Annotated in this window: 14 protein-coding genes; 6 read left to right on the top strand and 8 right to left on the bottom strand. The window is 31.2% G+C overall.

What is annotated here, in order from left to right:
• Position 1: 1 nt before the first annotated feature.
• Positions 2-667 carry a fused MFS/spermidine synthase gene (locus tag WN975_RS06240; protein WP_337965741.1) on the bottom strand — a complete coding sequence of 222 codons (666 nt, stop codon included), beginning with the start codon at positions 665-667 and terminating at the stop codon, positions 2-4.
• Positions 668-732: 65 nt separating this feature from the next.
• On the opposite strand from WN975_RS06240, the gene WN975_RS06235 reads away from it, so the two are divergent.
• Positions 733-1,284, top strand: coding sequence for a 1-acyl-sn-glycerol-3-phosphate acyltransferase (locus WN975_RS06235; RefSeq protein ID WP_099712514.1), 552 nt, complete (start codon positions 733-735; stop codon positions 1,282-1,284).
• 83 nt (positions 1,285-1,367) lie between these two features.
• Here WN975_RS06235 and WN975_RS06230 read toward each other — a convergent pair whose 3' ends face one another.
• Positions 1,368-1,844, bottom strand: coding sequence for a helix-turn-helix transcriptional regulator (locus WN975_RS06230; protein WP_337965740.1), 477 nt, complete (start codon positions 1,842-1,844; stop codon positions 1,368-1,370).
• Between the two features lie 313 nt (positions 1,845-2,157).
• On the opposite strand from WN975_RS06230, the gene WN975_RS06225 reads away from it, so the two are divergent.
• The 4 genes from WN975_RS06225 (at position 2,158) to WN975_RS06210 (ending at position 7,090) form a co-directional block, all read left to right on the top strand.
• Positions 2,158-3,312: a M14 family metallopeptidase gene (locus WN975_RS06225; RefSeq protein WP_337965739.1), complete on the top strand. Its 1,155-nt coding sequence runs from the start codon at positions 2,158-2,160 to the stop codon at positions 3,310-3,312.
• 77 nt (positions 3,313-3,389) lie between these two features.
• On the top strand, positions 3,390-3,869 hold the full coding sequence (locus tag WN975_RS06220; protein ID WP_007805990.1) for a winged helix-turn-helix transcriptional regulator: 480 nt from the start codon (positions 3,390-3,392) through the stop codon (positions 3,867-3,869).
• Positions 3,870-3,959: 90 nt separating this feature from the next.
• Positions 3,960-6,545 (top strand): phosphoenolpyruvate carboxylase, encoded by a 2,586-nt coding sequence (locus WN975_RS06215; RefSeq protein ID WP_099712511.1) that lies wholly within the window; start codon positions 3,960-3,962, stop codon positions 6,543-6,545.
• A gap of 29 nt (positions 6,546-6,574) precedes the next feature.
• Positions 6,575-7,090, top strand: a complete 516-nt coding sequence (locus WN975_RS06210) for a DinB family protein (protein WP_337965738.1) — start codon at positions 6,575-6,577, stop codon at positions 7,088-7,090.
• Between the two features lie 181 nt (positions 7,091-7,271).
• Here the strand turns inward: WN975_RS06210 and recQ are convergent, their stop codons facing one another.
• The 5 genes from recQ to aroB all read right to left on the bottom strand — a co-directional run bounded on the left by recQ (position 7,272) and on the right by aroB (position 14,004).
• Complete coding sequence (recQ, locus tag WN975_RS06205; RefSeq protein ID WP_337965737.1) at positions 7,272-9,590, bottom strand: DNA helicase RecQ; 2,319 nt, start codon at positions 9,588-9,590, stop codon at positions 7,272-7,274.
• Between the two features lie 150 nt (positions 9,591-9,740).
• Positions 9,741-10,151, bottom strand: coding sequence for a DNA primase (locus WN975_RS06200; protein ID WP_337965736.1), 411 nt, complete (start codon positions 10,149-10,151; stop codon positions 9,741-9,743).
• A gap of 7 nt (positions 10,152-10,158) precedes the next feature.
• Positions 10,159-11,127 (bottom strand): deoxyhypusine synthase family protein, encoded by a 969-nt coding sequence (locus WN975_RS06195; RefSeq protein ID WP_035681188.1) that lies wholly within the window; start codon positions 11,125-11,127, stop codon positions 10,159-10,161.
• Between the two features lie 108 nt (positions 11,128-11,235).
• Entirely contained in the window at positions 11,236-12,639 is a 1,404-nt protein-coding gene (locus tag WN975_RS06190) for an arginine decarboxylase (RefSeq protein WP_099712507.1), read from the bottom strand.
• A gap of 297 nt (positions 12,640-12,936) precedes the next feature.
• Positions 12,937-14,004 (bottom strand): 3-dehydroquinate synthase, encoded by a 1,068-nt coding sequence (gene aroB, locus WN975_RS06185; protein ID WP_337965735.1) that lies wholly within the window; start codon positions 14,002-14,004, stop codon positions 12,937-12,939.
• A gap of 440 nt (positions 14,005-14,444) precedes the next feature.
• Here aroB and WN975_RS06180 point away from each other — a divergent pair, with 440 nt between their 5' ends.
• Positions 14,445-15,614 carry a proline dehydrogenase family protein gene (locus WN975_RS06180; protein ID WP_337965734.1) on the top strand — a complete coding sequence of 390 codons (1,170 nt, stop codon included), beginning with the start codon at positions 14,445-14,447 and terminating at the stop codon, positions 15,612-15,614.
• Positions 15,615-15,995: 381 nt separating this feature from the next.
• On the opposite strand, the gene WN975_RS06175 is transcribed toward WN975_RS06180, so the two are convergent.
• Positions 15,996-17,786, bottom strand: coding sequence for an ABC transporter transmembrane domain-containing protein (locus WN975_RS06175; protein ID WP_337965733.1), 1,791 nt, complete (start codon positions 17,784-17,786; stop codon positions 15,996-15,998).
• Positions 17,787-17,910 lie beyond the last annotated feature (124 nt).

The following is a 17,910-nucleotide window of genomic DNA, read 5'->3' as shown; positions in this document are numbered from 1 at the left end:
TTTAGGCGACTTTTTCAATTATTATTAATTCATTATGCACTTCTATGCGGGGCAGCATTTTCGAAGTAAATAATTCGGCGTTAATTTCGGCAATATATTTTCTGTTTCGAACATTATGCGCTTCATCCAGAATCATGGTATTGAATAAAACAAAACCCTGATCTTTTAAAAGTGAACAAACACGATCGCTAAAAAACTTCTCAAACAAAAAGTTTGGCATATTAATGTCTTCAAAAATATCAATGATTATCAAATCGTACTTTTCTTTTGTTTTTAAAACAAACTCAAAAGCATCATCAATAATAACATCCAGCTGTTTTATTTGATTAAGGTTGAAATAATCATTTGCAATTTGAATCATATCAGCGTCAATTTCGACACCAGTAATTCTACCTTTATATTCCACTTCGTCAACCAAAGTTTTTATGACACTTCCTCCGGCGACTCCAAGCAATAAAACGTGGTCCATTTCGAGAATTGCTTTATATCCAATATTTCTGAGTCCGTACCTTAATATACGTTGCAAACTTCCGTATGAATAATTTGTGTTTTCAGAATCTAAAACCAATTCTCCATTTGCCCAAGTAACTTCAATTATTTTACTTCTGGCAGATTTTTTTTTAAATATTTTAATTGGAATTAAATAACTGAATAACTTTTGAATCATTTTACGGGCTTTTACTCAAAATTACCACTTTAAATCTTTTATTTTGCATGAAAAAATAAATTTTAATGAAAAAACAATTCTATAAATTCATCTTTTTTAAGCTAATGGGCTGGAAAATAGTAGGAATAGAAAATGCCGAAGTTAAGAAATGTATACTAATGGTGATGCCACATACTAGTAATCATGATTTTTATTTGGGAATTTTCACTCGTGGAATCTCTGGATTGGAAATGAACTGGGTTGGAAAAAAGGAATTATTCAAATTTCCTTTCGGATATTATTTCAGAAGTGTAGGAGGAGAACCATTAGATCGCTCAGGCGGTTTGAATAAAGTGGATTCGATTGCTGCAATTTTCGAACGCAAAGAAGTTTTTAGATTAGCGGTTGCTCCTGAAGGAACTCGTAAAAAGGTAAAAGAAATTAGAAGTGGATTTTATTATATAGCGCTCAAAGCAAATGTGCCAATTGTTCCCGTTGCATTTGATTGGGGCAAAAAAGAAGTTAATTTAGGAAAGCCATTTTTCCCAACTGGTGATTACGAAGCCGATCTACAGGTTTTGAAAAAACATTATGACGGAGTTATTGGTAAAATTCCTGAAAACGGATTTCAACTGTAAATTTTCGATGTTTTTTCAATTGCGTGAGAATCCCTTAAATAAAAAATAATTTAAAAAATTTTCAAATACGCGATTTTTATAAATCATGGGGCATATGCCTTAAATGTCCCATTTTTATAAAAAATAACTATTTTTTCAATTTCCCCTTCTTCCGGAATTTGATTTTGATTTTTTACTTCCGTTGAATATCTAATCGGAAGTTTTTCTTCTTCCTTATAATTTATTTGCGAAAACAAATCGACTGCTCCAAAATTATCATTTGATGAAATAGGGGAGTTTGTTTTTTCAGTTTCTAAAGTTTCATAGTTTTTGACTTTACTATTTTCTTCTTCATTTTTAGGAAAATTTCCCTTTCCATTCAAAAGCCAATAAAGATCTACATCAGGAAAAACATCTAATATTTTCATGACAAAATCTAAGCTAGGTTTGTTTCTTCCCGAAAGTAGGTGAGACATACTGGAACGTTGTACGCCAATTCTATCAGCAAAAGAAGAGGCATTAATACCATAGTAATCCAATATAATTTCCAGTCTTTTTACAAAATCATCGATGTTTACCATTGTAAATTATTATAATTAATTCTCATGTTTACAAATGTAATTAAAAAGGATTAGATAACCTATTTTACAGTTGTAAATTGATTTTTAAAGCTGGATATATTATAACTAATACTTTATATAATAAATCATATTATACTAATATTATGTAAGTTATAATTATTTGTTTAAAGTAATAACATTTGTCAACTATAATTGAATCTAGGATTCCATAAAAGCCTATTTTCTTGTTTACATTTCTAAATTATCCTTAATTTTAACTGTTTACAATTGTAAAAATAAAGATGTTTACTTTTGTAAACTAATCAGAAAGACAATGAATTTAGAAGAACTATTTGACCAATACAAAGAACAATCTATAGCAGGACGTTACTTGACTATAGACCATATTACGCCATTATTAGAAAAACTAAATACAAATAATCAAGTCAAAGTTATTGGCACATCTGTTTTAGGAGAACCTATATATAGTTACGAAATTGGAACCGGAGAAACGCGTATTTATCTTTGGTCGCAAATGCACGGAAACGAAAGCACGACCACAAAAGCATTATTTGATTTCATTAATGTATTAAATAGCGGATCAGAATTTGCGGAGAAAATGCTTAAAACATTTACTTTCTATAGTATTCCTATATTAAATCCTGACGGAGCGAGACTTTATACACGCGAAAACGCCAATAAAATTGATTTAAATCGCGATTCTCAAAACCTGACTCAACCAGAAAGCAAGGTCTTGAGAGAAGTTTTTGAAACTTTCAAGCCTCATTATTGTTTTAACCTTCATGATCAGCGAACTATTTTTGGCGCAGGAGAAACTGGAAAACCAGCAACAGTATCATTTTTAGCGCCTTCATATAATGAAGAAAGAGAGATTAACGAGAACAGATTAAAAGCTATAAATGTGATCGCCGGAATCAACGATGTATTGCAAAAATACATTCCTGGACAGGTTGGTAGATTTGATGATTCGTTCAATATCAATTGTATAGGAGATACTTTTCAGTTTTTAGGAGTACCAACAATTTTGTTTGAAGGCGGACATTTTCCTAATGATTACGATAGAGAAATAACCCGAAAGCTCTTATTTTTCTCACTTATTACGAGTTTCAAACTGATCGGCGAAAACGATTTAGTTGATAATAGAATTCATGATTATTTGAATATTTCACAAAATAAAGTGGTTTTTTATGATTTTATGTATAAAAATATCAAAATAAATTATGATGGTATCGAAATTATTACGAATTTTGTCGCACAATACAAAGAAGAATTGATTGAAAATAAGATTCATTTCAACGCTTACATAGTTGAAGTAGGTGAGTTGGAAAATTATTTTGGACATTATGAATACGATGCAAAAGGAGCACTTTATTCAGATGACTTTACAAATTTTCCGAAAATGAATCAAAAAGCAGATTTTTGTTTAGATAAAAATGTTAAATTTGTTAACGGATTGATAAAAAGTTAATTTTTATGTGAATTTGTTGTTTTTTATATATATTTTTATACTTTGTAATAGCAATTAGTAATATTAATTAAAGAATTATGAGTAAATTTCGTTTAGATGAAGTAGATCACCAGATTTTAGATATGTTAATAGACAATACGAGAGTTCCGTTTACTGACATTGCAAAAAAACTATTGATTTCTGCTGGAACAGTACATGTTAGAGTAAAAAAAATGGAAGACGCCGGAATAATAATGGGCTCTTCATTGGCCTTAGATTACGATAAATTAGGGTACTCATTTATTGCTTATGTAGGTGTATTCCTTAATAATACGTCTCAAACTAAATTTGTATTAGAGCGCATCAATCAAATTCCTTTCGTTACAGTAGCATCTGTAACTACTGGTAAATTCAATATTTTTTGCAAAATTAGAGCAAAAGATACTAAGCACGCAAAAGAAGTTATCTTTATGATTGACGATATTGAAGGTGTTTACAGAACAGAAACAATGATTTCATTAGAAGAAAGTATAAACGATAAGAAGCGTTTGATGCATACTATTTTTAAAAATATGTAATATTTTCTTGAATGCTATATTAAAATATAACCTCAAGTTTATTCTTGGGGTTTTTTTATGACTAATTAACCAACCAACTACAACACAATTATGTACACGTTACCAAAAATCGAACGTTTTAATCAAGATGTTCTTTCTAAATACCACATTTATAATAGTGTTTTTATAACATTACCATTTGATTCTATAGATAACACAGGAGCTTTACTTCCTTTATTTACAGAAACTTGCGAAACGGGATTTAAAAAACAGGAAACTCCTAAAGAAATTTTTAATTATTTCTCTGACAGATACTTAAACAATGCATCAGAATCAGAGAAAATTGATTTAATGTTCCGATTTATTCAATATATCGAACGTCAGATTGTATTATTTGATGCTATCGAAGATGCTGCTTTTCCAGAAGTTAACAATATGGAAGGACGCGGATCTTTGCGTGACATCAAAGAAAAATCAGATGCAAAAGAAAAAGACGATCAATTAATCGAATTTCTTGAGAATTTTAATGTTAGAACTGTTCTAACAGCGCATCCAACACAGTTTTATCCTGGTCCTGTATTAGGAATTATAAATGATTTGACCGATGCAATTCGTTTAAATGATTTATTAAAAATAAAACAATTGTTAGCGCAATTAGGTAAAACACCTTTTATCCAGAATGAAAAACCAAATCCATATGATGAAGCGGTTAGTTTAATCTGGTATTTAGAGAACGTATTTTATGCAACTTCAGGAGAAATTGTTCACTATTTACAGAAAAATATCCTTGACGGAAATGCAATTCAAAATCAATTAATAAAACTTGGATTCTGGCCAGGAGGAGATCGTGATGGAAATCCTTTTGTAACTACCGAAATTACTTTGAAAGTTGCAGACCGTTTAAGAACCTCAATCTTAAAATGTTATTATATCGAAATGAGAAGTTTAAAACGTAAGTTAACTTTCTCAGGAGTAGATACTTTAGTAGCTGAACTTGAACATAAACTTTATCGTTCAGTATTTTATTCTAAAGGGGAAATTTACATCACTTTAGAAGAATTATTATCGCAATTAAACAAAATAAGAGACATTATTATTGAGAAACATCAATCATTATATTTAGATGAATTGGAAGCTTTCTTAGTAAAAATTAATTTATTCGGATTTCATTTTGCAACTTTAGATATTCGTCAGAATAGTAAAATTCATAATATCGTTTTTAAAGATGTTGTAGATTATTATTTGAATTCTGGTTCAGATGTTTTTCCAAAGAATTATTTTGAATTATCTGAAAATGAAAAATTAGTTGTTTTATCGAATGTTAAAGGAGAATTAAATCCGGCTGACTTTGAAAACGAAATTACAAGATCTACTTTAGAATCTGTTCAGGCAATTAAAACAATTCAGAACGCAAATGGTGAGTTTGGTGCAAATCGTTATATTATTAGTAATAACGAAAGTGCGTTAAACGTAATGGAAACTTTTGCAATGATTCGTTTGAACAACTGGGAAAATCCTTCTGTAGATATTATTCCGCTTTTTGAATCAGTTGATGATTTACAAAATGCACACCAAATAATGGAGCAATTGTATACTAATCCTGAATATTCTAAACATTTACAAGCGAGAGGAAATAAGCAAACGATCATGTTAGGTTTCTCTGACGGAACTAAAGATGGTGGTTATTTAATGGCTAACTGGAGTATTTATCAGGCAAAAATTGCACTTACAGAAATTTCAAGACAATACGGAATAAAAGCTATTTTCTTTGATGGCCGTGGTGGACCTCCAGCACGTGGTGGTGGAAAAACACATAAATTTTATGCTTCTTTAGGTCCGAAAATTGAAAATAACGAAATTCAAATCACAGTTCAGGGACAAACGATTAGCTCTAATTTTGGAACTTTGGATTCTTGTCGTTATAATATCGAAAATTTATTAACGGCCGGAGTAACAAATCAGGTTTTTAGTAAAGGAAAAAATGAATTAAGCGCTGATGAAACTCAAATCCTGACACAATTAGCAGATTTAGGATATGAGAAATATTTAAGTTTCAAGAATCATCCTAAATTCATTCCTTATTTGGAGAAAATGAGTACGTTGAAATATTACTCTAAAACAAACATTGGAAGCCGTCCTTCAAAAAGAAGCAAATCAGAATCATTAGATTTTGCTGATTTGAGAGCAATTCCATTCGTAGGTTCATGGAGTCAATTAAAACAAAACGTACCAGGATTTTTTGGAGTAGGTACAGCTTTAAAATATTTTGAAGAAAATGGTCAGTGGGATAAAGTACACGATTTATATCATAATTCATTATTCTTTAAAACGCTGCTTGAAAATAGTATGATGTCATTGGCCAAATCATTTTTACCATTAACAGCTTACATGAGAAACGATCCTGAGTTTGGTGAATTCTGGCAAATTATTTTTGATGAATTTCAAGAAACAAAGCGTCTTTTATTGAAAATTGCAGGACATAAAACTTTGATGGAAAATTATCCTGATGGTATAGCATCAATTCAAGTAAGAGAGCGTATTGTATTGCCACTCTTAACAATACAACAATTTGCTTTGTTAAGAATTAATGAGTTAAACAAAGAAAATAGTCCAAATGAAGATCTAATCAAAGTATATGAAAAAATCGTTACAAGATCTCTTTTCGGAAATACAAACGCAAGTAGAAACTCAGCATAATAAAATTATAATATAAAAATTGGTAAAAAATGAATAGAGATCAATTAACAGAAAATGAGTATTCAGGCGGATTTGCTAATTATATTAAAGAAGCCGGAAATGTAAATTTGTTTGAAGAATTAGAAATCTCTTTGCATGATTTTATAAAATTTGTTCAAAATATTCCAATGGATAAATTTGATTATCGTTATGCTGAAGGAAAATGGACAATCAAAGATATTATCCAACACATAATGGATTGCGAACGAATTTTTGCTTATCGTGCTTTACGATTTTCAAGAAACGATAAAACTCCTTTACCAAGTTTTGAAGAAGATGATTATGCAAATAGTACAGATTCAGGAAGCAGAAGCATTCAAAGTTTATTGACTGAATTATCAGCTTTAAGGCATTCTAATTTGTTATTCTTCAAAAGTTTATCTGAAGAACAACTAAAAAGAATTGGAACAGCATCAAACAATCAAATTTCTGTTCGCGCTTTGGGTTTTGTAATAATTGGACATCAAAAGCATCACCAAAAAGTTTTTAAAGAAAGATATTTATAGTTTTCTTATAGACATAAAAAAATCCTGTGAAGTAAATTTCACAGGATTTTTTGTTTATAATCTTGTCATTTCGACGAAAGGAGAAATCACACAAGGAACTCCGCTCCTAAAGATGTCAATCTTTGTCGAATTACTAGTATGATTTCTCCTTTCGTCGAAATGACAAAAAAAACCGAGAAAATTATTTTTTCAATTCTAATTTTTTCAATCTGGAGTTTATTGCGCCTTCATTTCTTCCTAACAAAAGCGCTATTTCTTTCACTTTCTTTCCTTGATAAAAATTATGAACAAGATCTGAATCTTCCTCTGAACTCCATTTTTTATAGGCTTCAGGATTTTCTAATCTTTTCTCATCCACTGAATAAGCTTTAATTTTTAGTTTTTCATCGTCATTTTTGTATCTTTCAATAAAAGCTAATCCAAAACGAATCTTATCATAAGACAATTTTTCTTCAAAATGATCATAATAAGGTTTTAAAGCCGTTGGATATTCAAGTTCTACTTGAGCTTTGTGCAATTGTTTAACTTCGGTATTCGTAACAAATTGGCTTAAATCTAAATCTTCGCCATCTACATATAATTTTGCTAAATGAGAAACAATTGTTGATTGTCCTAAATTTCTTTTTCCGGCAATCTCTTCAATACTATTTCCTTCTTTAAAAAATGCTAAAGTTGTTTTATAAGTGTTGCTTTCTTTTTTAACTTTTGCTTTTTCTTTTTTTACTTTTTCATAATAAGTAATAGCATCTATAAACTCCTGACCATATTTTTCAAGTTTAGCTTTTCCAACACCATCAATGGCAAGAAATTCTTCATCGCTCGTTGGTCGCAATGTTTCCATTTGCCTTAAAGCGGCATCACTAAAAATTACATATGCTGGAACTTCTTCGTCTTTAGAAATTTCATAGCGTAATTTTCGAAGTATTTCAAAAAGAGAATTTTTAGCAGCTTTAGGTTTCGCTTCTTTGATTTCGTTTTTGTCTATTACTTTTTTAACAACGGTTGTCAGTTTTACTTTTTCACCTTCAAACAAAACTTTCTTTGCAAAAGGAGTTAGCAAAATTTTATTGTGTTGATGAAACGCAATTTCGCAGTATCCAAGATTTATTAGCTGAATTAGATATTGATTCCAATCGTACCATGAAATGTCATCGCCAATTCCATACGTTTTTAGGTCTTGATAATTTTTTTCGTAGATATACGCGTTTCTCGAGCCTCTTAAAAAATCCACAATTACAGCCAAAGGCTCAGATTCCTGTAAACGGCTAATTGCTGACAATGCTTTTTGCGCGAGAATCGTACCATCGAAAAATTTTGGAGGATTTTTGCAAATATCGCAGTTTCCGCAATTCTCATTAACCAATTCTCCGAAATAAGAAAGTAGAATTTTTCTGCGGCAGCTTAATGCATCCGCATATTGTTTCATTCTTTCTAATTTTGCTAACTGTACATCTGAGTTCAATCCTTCTGAGGCAAATTTCTGAAGCTGAATTACATCAGCGTAACTTTCGAATAAAACAGTTTCGGCTGCTAAACCATCACGACCTGCACGACCAATTTCCTGATAATAACCTTCTATATTTTTAGGTAAATTATAGTGAATTACCCATCGAACATTCGATTTATCAATTCCCATTCCGAAAGCAATTGTAGCGCAAACTACCTGACAATCATCATTAATAAATTCATCCTGAGTTTTTGCACGAAGTTTATTTTCTAAACCGGCGTGATATGCTTTGGCTTTTACACCACTTTTTTTAAGTTTCTCAGCAAGTTCTTCAGTAGTTTTTCTGCTTAAACAATAGATAATTCCCGATTCATTAGGTTTCTTTTCGACAAAATCAATGATTTGTTTTACTCGATCTAATGCCGGACGAACTTCTAAACTTAAATTTTTTCGATCAAAAGAAGCTACAAAGGTTTTTGGATTTCTTAATTTTAATTGTTTTGTAATATCTGTACGCGTTGCTTTATCAGCAGTTGCGGTCAAAGCTAGAACTGGAGTAGAAGGGAAGCGGCTTTTTAGATATCCTAAATTTGTATACGCCGGACGAAAATCATGTCCCCAAGACGAAATACAATGCGCTTCGTCAATTGCAATCAAACTGATTGTCAACTCATTAAATACTACATCAAGATAAGATAAACTTTCCGGTGCTATATAAACAAGTTTGAATTTATTAGACTTTAAATTGTCAATATAAAACTGCTGTTCTTCACTTGATTGACTACTATTTATGTAACAAGCATTGATTCCATTGGTTTTTAAACTATCGACCTGATCTTTCATCAAGGCAATTAATGGAGATATAACTATTGTAATTCCTGGTAATACTAAAGCCGGTAATTGAAAACAAATTGATTTCCCGCCACCAGTTGGCATAATCGCCAAAGTATCCTGACCAGAAAGAATTGTATTTATGATTGTTTCCTGATTTGGCCTGAATTTTTCAAAACCAAAATTCTCTTTTAGTTTGGCGTGTAATATTTCTGAATTCATTTGGCAGATATTTTTATCATTGTTTTAAGTGCTGTAAAAATATTAAATATACTAATTTTCTTATAAATTAAATATCTTACCCTCAATTATTAATTACATAAAAAAAGGAACTCAAATTGAGTTCCTTTAATTTATTTTGAAAGATATAAATTAATCTTCGTCGTCTTCATCATCATCTTCGTCAGCGATATCATCCGGATCTTTGTCATCGTCATCATCATCGTCTCCGCCATCAGTATCCGGTTTGTCTATTGCATCATCGTCGTCATCTTCATCGCTATCATCATCAAGATCAAGACCTTTTACTGGTTCGATTGTGTCCACATCAAGATCGATGTCGTCATCTTCATCGTAGTTCTCAATTCTGTCAGCAAGTTTAGTACTAATTTTTACTAAATAAATAGTGTCTTCAGTACGAACTTCAACAGCTTCGATCAATTCGTTTTTAGCATTTCTAAAACGGATTACATCCGAATCATCATAACCATCAGGAAATTTCTCAACTAAAAGGTTCAAAATTTCGTTGGTAAGTTTAGCGTAGTCTACTATAACTCTTTTCATAAATATCCTATAAATCTAATAAATAAGCAAAAATTAACGGTGCAACAATTGTAGCATCCGACTCAATAATAAATTTAGGGGTTTTAATATCTAATTTACCCCAAGTGATTTTCTCGTTTGGAACTGCTCCGGAATATGATCCGTAACTAGTTGTTGAATCTGAAATCTGGCAGAAATAACTCCAAAACGGAATATCATGCATTTCCATATCCTGATACAACATTGGTACCACACAAATAGGAAAATCTCCTGCAATACCACCACCAATTTGGAAAAATCCAATTCCGTTAGTGCTATTTTTTGGATACCAATCTGCAAGGAATGTCATATATTCAATTCCTGATTTCATGGTAGAAGCTTTTAATTCTCCTTTGATTACGTATGAAGCAAAGATATTTCCCATTGTACTATCTTCCCATCCCGGAACAATAATAGGTAAATTTTTCTCTGCTGCAGCATACATCCAGCTATCTTTTAGATCTATTTCGTAATATTCTTCTAAAACGCCAGATAATAGCATTTTATACATGAATTCATGTGGGAAATAACGCTCACCTTTATCATCTGCATCTTTCCAGATTTTGTAAATGTGTTTTTGTAAACGACGGAAAGCTTCATGCTCAGGAATACAAGTGTCAGTAACACGATTTAATCCTCTTTCAAGTAAAGCCCACTCGTCTTCTGGTGTCAAATCACGATAGTTTGGTACTCTTTCGTAGTGAGAGTGTGCCACTAAATTCATGATGTCTTCTTCTAGATTGGCTCCAGTACATGAAATAATCTGAACTTTATCTTGTCTGATAATTTCGGCAAAAATTTTACCAATTTCTGCTGTACTCATAGCGCCAGCCATACTTACCATCATTTTTGCACCATTTGCCAATTGTTGTTCGTATGCTTTTGCAGCATCAACTAAAGAAGCAGAGTTAAAGTGTAAATAATGTTTTTCAATAAACTGACTGATTGGTCCTTTCATTTGTTTTGTTTTTTGTTTTTCTTTTTTTGAATTAAAAGTTTGACCTTTTACATGATACTGCAAATTAATAATTTTAATTTTATTAACATTTAATTTGCAAGTTTTTTTTTATGCTTTTTTTCTGTAACCTAAAATTTTCAATACGTCGTCAGAAGTTTGTTGTTCTGAGAAAACTTCAGTCGCTAAAATGCCATTTTCATCACGATCGATTAAAATATGTTTAGGTTGCGGAATCAAACAGTGATGTAAACCACCATATCCTCCAATAGTTTCCTGATACGCACCAGTATTAAAGAAACCGATATATAATGGTTTTTCTTTGCTGTATTTAGGCAAATAAATGGCGTTCATATTTTGTTCTGAGTTGTAATAATCGTCACTATCACAAGTCAATCCTCCTAATAAAACCCGCTCGTATGTATCATTCCAACGGTTTACCGCCAACATAATAAAACGTTTATTTATAGCCCAAGTATCCGGCAAAGTGGTAATGAATGATGAATCAATCATGTTCCATTTTTCTCTATCATTTTGTTGTTTTTGATACAAAATCTGATAGATTGCGCCACCGCTTTCACCTACTGTAAATGATCCAAATTCTGTAAAAATGTTTGGAACGTCAACTTCAGCTTCATCGCATGCAATTTTAATCTGATTGATGATTTCATCAATCATATATTGGTAATCATATTCGAATGCAAGTGAGTTTTTAATCGGAAAACCACCTCCAATGTTCAAACCATCAAGAGTAGGGCATTCCTTTTTAAGTGCAATGTATACTTTAATACATTTTACTAACTCATTCCAGTAATATGATGTATCGTTTATTCCGGTATTAATGAAAAAGTGAAGCATTTTAAGCTCTAATTTGTCATTTTCCTGAATTTGTTTTTTATAAAACGAAACTATGTTTTTATATCCAATTCCTAATCTTGAAGTATAAAACTCAAATTTAGGCTCTTCCTCAGCTGCAATACGGATTCCAATCTTGAATTTCCCTTTAATTTCAGCCTGAAGCAAATCTAATTCTTCATAATTATCAATAATCGGAATAGTGTTTTTATGTCCGCTATTGATTAATCGTGCAATATTACTAATGTATTCGTCTCTTTTAAAACCATTACAAATTACATAAGTACTTTTGTTGATTTTACCATTTTCAAGCAAATTCTCTACAATATTAACGTCAAATGCTGAAGACGTTTCTATGTGAATGTTATTCTTGAAAGCTTCATTCATAATATATTCAAAATGAGAGCTTTTTGTACAATAACAATAGAAGTATTTTGCATCGTATTTATTCTTTTCCATTGATTTTCTGAACCAAGCTTTTGCCTTATTAATATTCTCAGAAATCTGCGGTAAATATGTAAATTTTAATGGTGTACCATATTGTTCAACTAATTTCATCAAATCGATGTTGTGAAATTGTAAGTTGTCTTTATTTAATTTGAATTCCTCTTGTGGGAAATAGTAAGTTTGATTAATTAGATCAGAATATTTTGTATTCATTTATTTTTAAATATTATAGATTGTGATTTTTAATTTAGGAAACTGTGCTAAATCTTAAATTCAAACCCTAATATTTGCAAATACTATTTGCAGTTTTTCATGTTCTGCTTTCGAGCAAAGGAAAACATCAAAACAAAACGGACTTTTACTATTATAAAAACGATTCAACATCCTTAGTAAGGAACTGTTGAGCCGGTTTCTATAAGAGCTAAATTGTTGTTGTTTCTTGTTTGTTTTCATCGTGGCAAATGTAAAAAATAAAATATACCCAAAGCAAAGCTTTTTATTAAAAAAAGTTTAAGATTTATAATCCTGAAACGCGTCTAGAATCAATTTATTTTCAACGGATTGATTAATTTTTATTTTTCCGATTCCTTCAATTAATGCAAATTGAATTAAACCGTACTCATTTTTTTTGTCGTGAATTAGCAATTCAAGAATCGGATCGATGTCATTTTCTTCCACTTTTACATCATCATAAATCCCTTTTATGGCAGTTTTAATTTCAGCGTATTCTTCGGCCGTAATTAAACCTTTGTGTAACGAAATATAACTTTCTAATATCATTCCAATTGCAATAGCTTCACCATGCAATAATGTTGTTTTAGTTTCGCTTTCCAGAAAGTAACTTTCGATTGCGTGCCCTAATGTATGTCCGAAATTTAAAGCTTTACGAATGTTTTTTTCTGTTGGATCCTGAATTACAATATCATTTTTAATTTCGACAGAACGATAAATCAATGCGTCAAAATCAGCAAAATCAATCGCTTTCAAGTCTAAAAACTGCCTCCAATAAGCTGCATCATAGATTAAACCATGTTTTAGCATTTCTGCAAGACCAGAACGCATTTCGCTTTGCGATAAAGTATCAAGATATTGCGTATCAATTAATACCATTTGAGGTACGTTAATTACGCCAATTTGGTTTTTAAGATTTCCTAGGTCAACTCCTGTTTTTCCGCCAACAGAAGCATCAACCATAGATAATAAAGTAGTTGGAATATTTATAAAATCAACTCCACGTTTAAAAGTAGAAGCCACAAAACCACCTAAATCTGTAACAACACCGCCGCCAAGATTAATTACAAGTGATTTTCTATCAGCTCCAAGTTCAGTTAAAACATTCCAGATTTCAATACAAGTTTCAATATTTTTATTGGCTTCACCAGATTCAAATTCAATAATTTCGATTGTTAAATCAGTTTCAAGAAGTGGTAAAAATTTAGGTAAGCAATATTCATTTGTCTCATTATCAACTATAATAAACAAATTAGAGTATTTAGTTTCCTTTAAATGATTATTTAGGGCTTCGTATGCATTTTGGTTAAAATGTACGAGATAATTATTGGCTTGAATAGATTGCATAGATGTGTAGTTATATTGAAACCGCAAAATAAGGCATTTTTAAGGAAATAATATTCAATCTTTAGCTCTAATTTGTTTTAAAAACAGCTTAAATAAAATGACATTAAATAAGGAAATTTCATTTTTACTTAAAATTTTATTACTCCAAAAAAAGCTAAATCTTTAATTAGCTTAAAGTTATACTTTATTATCGAAAAATCACTGTCAAGATCAAAGAAAAACGCTTATACATAATTATTAAAGACAATTTATAAGATAACTCAAGTTTGACTTTTAATACAATCCAAATAATTTATAAATAAGGAAGAAAACGATAACAACTTAGCGGTTTTATGTTAAAGCTAAATTTTGCTTTTTAACAGTATTGAACGTAAAATATGCCCTGTTTAACTAAATAATGTTCAAAACTCTGTCTATATTTGCACAAAAAATAACCTAAAATGGAAAAAATATTCGATAACACTCAAGTTGCATTTTCACTAAAAAGCGATACGGAACTTGATAGAGCTTATTTTCTTTTTAAAATGATCGACAGTCAACCCTTAGTGAGGATAGGAACTGCTGTTACCAATTTTGCTATTAAAGCAAATCTTCCGGTAGAAGGATTAATTCGTGCAACTGTTTTTGACCATTTTTGTGGTGGTGTAAACGAAGACGATTGTATTACAGTGGTAGACAAAATGTTTACAAAAGGTGTTTCATCTGTTTTAGATTATTCAGTTGAAGGAAAAGAAGAGGAAGAGCAATTTGATGCTGCCTTAGAAATGACTTTAAAAACCATTGAATTTGCTAAAGAACGTTTAGCGATTCCGTTTGCTGTTTTTAAGCCAACAGGTTTTGGTCGTTTTGAATTGTATGAAAAATTAGGAGAAAAACAAACGTTAACTCCGGCAGAACAAGCTGAGTGGGATAGAGTAGTAGCCCGTTTTGATCATGTTTGTGGTGAAGCGCACAGAAAAGATGTTGCTTTATTGATTGATGGTGAAGAAAGCTGGATGCAAGATGCTGCTGATGATCTGGTTACAGATATGATGCGTAAGTACAATAAAGAGAAAGCAATTGTTTTCAATACTTTACAAATGTACCGTTGGGATCGTTTAGATTATTTGAAAAAATTACATGAAGTTGCCAAAAACGAAGGATTCTTTATCGGAATGAAATTAGTTCGTGGCGCTTACATGGAAAAAGAAAACAAAAGAGCGGAAGAGAAAAATTATGTTTCGCCAATTTGTGTTTCTAAAGAAGCTACAGATGTTAATTATGATGCTGCTGTACATTATATGTTAGAGCATTTAGATATTATGTCAATTTTTGCAGGAACTCACAACGAATTGAGTTCTTATAAATTGATGGAAATGATGCAGGAAAAAGGAATTGCCAAAAACGATAATAAAATTTGGTTTGGACAATTATACGGAATGAGCGATAATATTAGCTATAATTTAGCCGAAAACGGTTATAATGTTGCTAAATATCTTCCATTTGGACCTGTAAAAGACGTTATGCCGTACTTGATTCGTCGTGCTGAAGAAAATACTTCGGTTGCCGGTCAAACAAGTCGCGAATTGTCTATGATTAAAGCAGAACGCAAACGTAGAAAAGGGAAATAATTTTCAGTTTCAGTTTATATAAAGCTCCAATTCTATATTGGAGCTTTTTTTATGCATTACTATTATTTAAACCCGACAGGTTTTTAAAACCTGTCGGGTTTGATGTCGTAATAGATGATCGCAATAGTTTTTCATTTTGATTTATATGATAAAACCTTTTTTTCGGGAGCTAATCATTTTCATAACTATATTTTCGTCCAGTTTGTCATTTCGAGGAAGGAGAAATCACACTAGAAACTCCGTACCCAGAATCGCCAATCTTTATCAAATTCCGTGTGTGATTTCTCCCTTTGCTCGAAATGACAAAAAAAAGCCTGAAATAGTTTTAACTATTTCAGGCCTTTTTTATTGGAATTTGAAATTTCTAAAATTGAAATTTAATTAAGAATTACTAAACTGTAAATTGCTTAAGTTTTTATAAATCCCGTTTTCAAGATTTATTAATTCCTGATGTGTTCCTTCTTCAGTTATTATTCCGTTATCGAGAACTAAAATTTTATCAGCGTTTCTAATAGTCGAAAGACGGTGTGCAATAATGATACTTGTTCTTCCTTCCATTAATACTTCTAAAGCTTCCTGAACCAGTTTCTCGCTTTCACTGTCTAATGAAGAAGTTGCTTCATCCAGAATCAAAATACTTGGATTTTTAAGCAATGCTCTTGCAATCGCAATACGCTGACGTTGTCCTCCAGATAATTTTACGCCACGTTCTCCAACCAAAGTCTCAAATTTCTCCGGAAATCCTTCTACAAAGTTCAAAGCATTTGCTTGTTTCGCAGCCAGCATAATTTCTTCATTTGTTGCATCAGGTTTTCCGTATGCAATATTTTCTTTGATCGTTCCTCCAAATAAAATAACATCCTGAGGCACAATACTCATGTTTCCACGAAGATTTTCTAAATCATAATCGTAGATATTTTTTCCATCAACAAGAATTTCTCCTGAAGTGATATCGTAAAAGCGTAATAAAAGCGAAGAAATTGTAGATTTTCCGGCTCCACTTGGGCCAACAATCGCAATCTTTTGTCCAAATTCTGCAGAGAAATTTACGTCTTTCAAAACCTGAACTTCTTTTCTTGAAGGATAACTAAATGCTACATTCTTGAAAGAAACAATACCTTTTATTTTCTCAATAGGAGATGTTTTTGGATTTGCATTGATTGCTTCCGGTGTTTCTTCTAATAATTCAAAAACACGTTCTGTTGCTCCAACTGCTTTCTGAATTTGAGCGTACATCTCGGCAATTCCACCAAAAGATGCTCCAATAAATGTTGTATAAAGTACGAATGAAATTAAATCTCCAACGCCTTCAACTTCACCTTTTATAGTCAATGTAATTCCGTACCAAACTACTGCAACAACACAACCAAAAAGACATAAAATGATAAACGAAGCAAAATAACCACGGTATTGACCACCTTTGATCGCGATTTTTACAATTTCTTTTATTTTGTTTTTATAACGCTGAATTTCGTACCATTCATTAGCGAAAGCTTTTACGTTACTAATTCCCTGAAGTGTTTCTTCAACAATAACTTGACTTTCGGCTACTTTATCTTGTGTTTTCTTTCCGTATTTACGAATAAATCTTCCAAAAATAACAGCAGCAACAGCAACTATTGGAACAATTGCCAACATCATTAAAGTCAATTTTGGACTAATACTTCCCAGAATAACAAATCCTCCAATAATCAGGATTAATTGACGTAAAAACTCTGCAATTGTAGTCGTAAAAGTGTCTTGCAATTGCGAAATATCAGCGCTGATTCTACTATTTAATTCTCCAACACGTTTTTGAGAGTAAAAAGACATTGGTAGTTTTACCAGATTTTCATATAATGCAAAACGAATATTAGATAACGAATTCTCAGTAAAATTTACAAAAAGAGAAATTCTGAAAAAAGAGAAAACCGCTTGAAGCGTAAGAATCACCATTAATCCAACAGCGATTTCGTTTGCTCTGTTAAGATTTTTGTTGGTAACACAATCAACCAACATTCCCATTAATTTAGGAAAGGCGAGGGCAGTGGCGCTCGTTAATAATAAGAAGATCAAACCCAGGAAAAATTTCCATTTATGACCTTTGCCGTATTTAAAAATTCTGAAAGCTTTTTGAAGTGAATTAGAGTCTAATTTAGCCTTAGGTAAATCATTTTCTTGAAATCTTGCCATTTGAGTATACAATTAAGATATGCAAATGTATGACTATAGCAAATGATTACAAAAGAATATTATGAATTAGGCTTTCGTATTCCTGTTTTTAACTAAAAGTAAATAAATTTTAAATTTTTCTTTA

Origin of the sequence: uncultured Flavobacterium sp. (assembly GCF_951805225.1) — a bacterium.
GTDB lineage: Bacteria > Bacteroidota > Bacteroidia > Flavobacteriales > Flavobacteriaceae > Flavobacterium.
The sequence above is the reverse complement of the archived record's forward strand: the minus strand, read 5'-3'. Positions and strand labels throughout refer to the sequence as shown.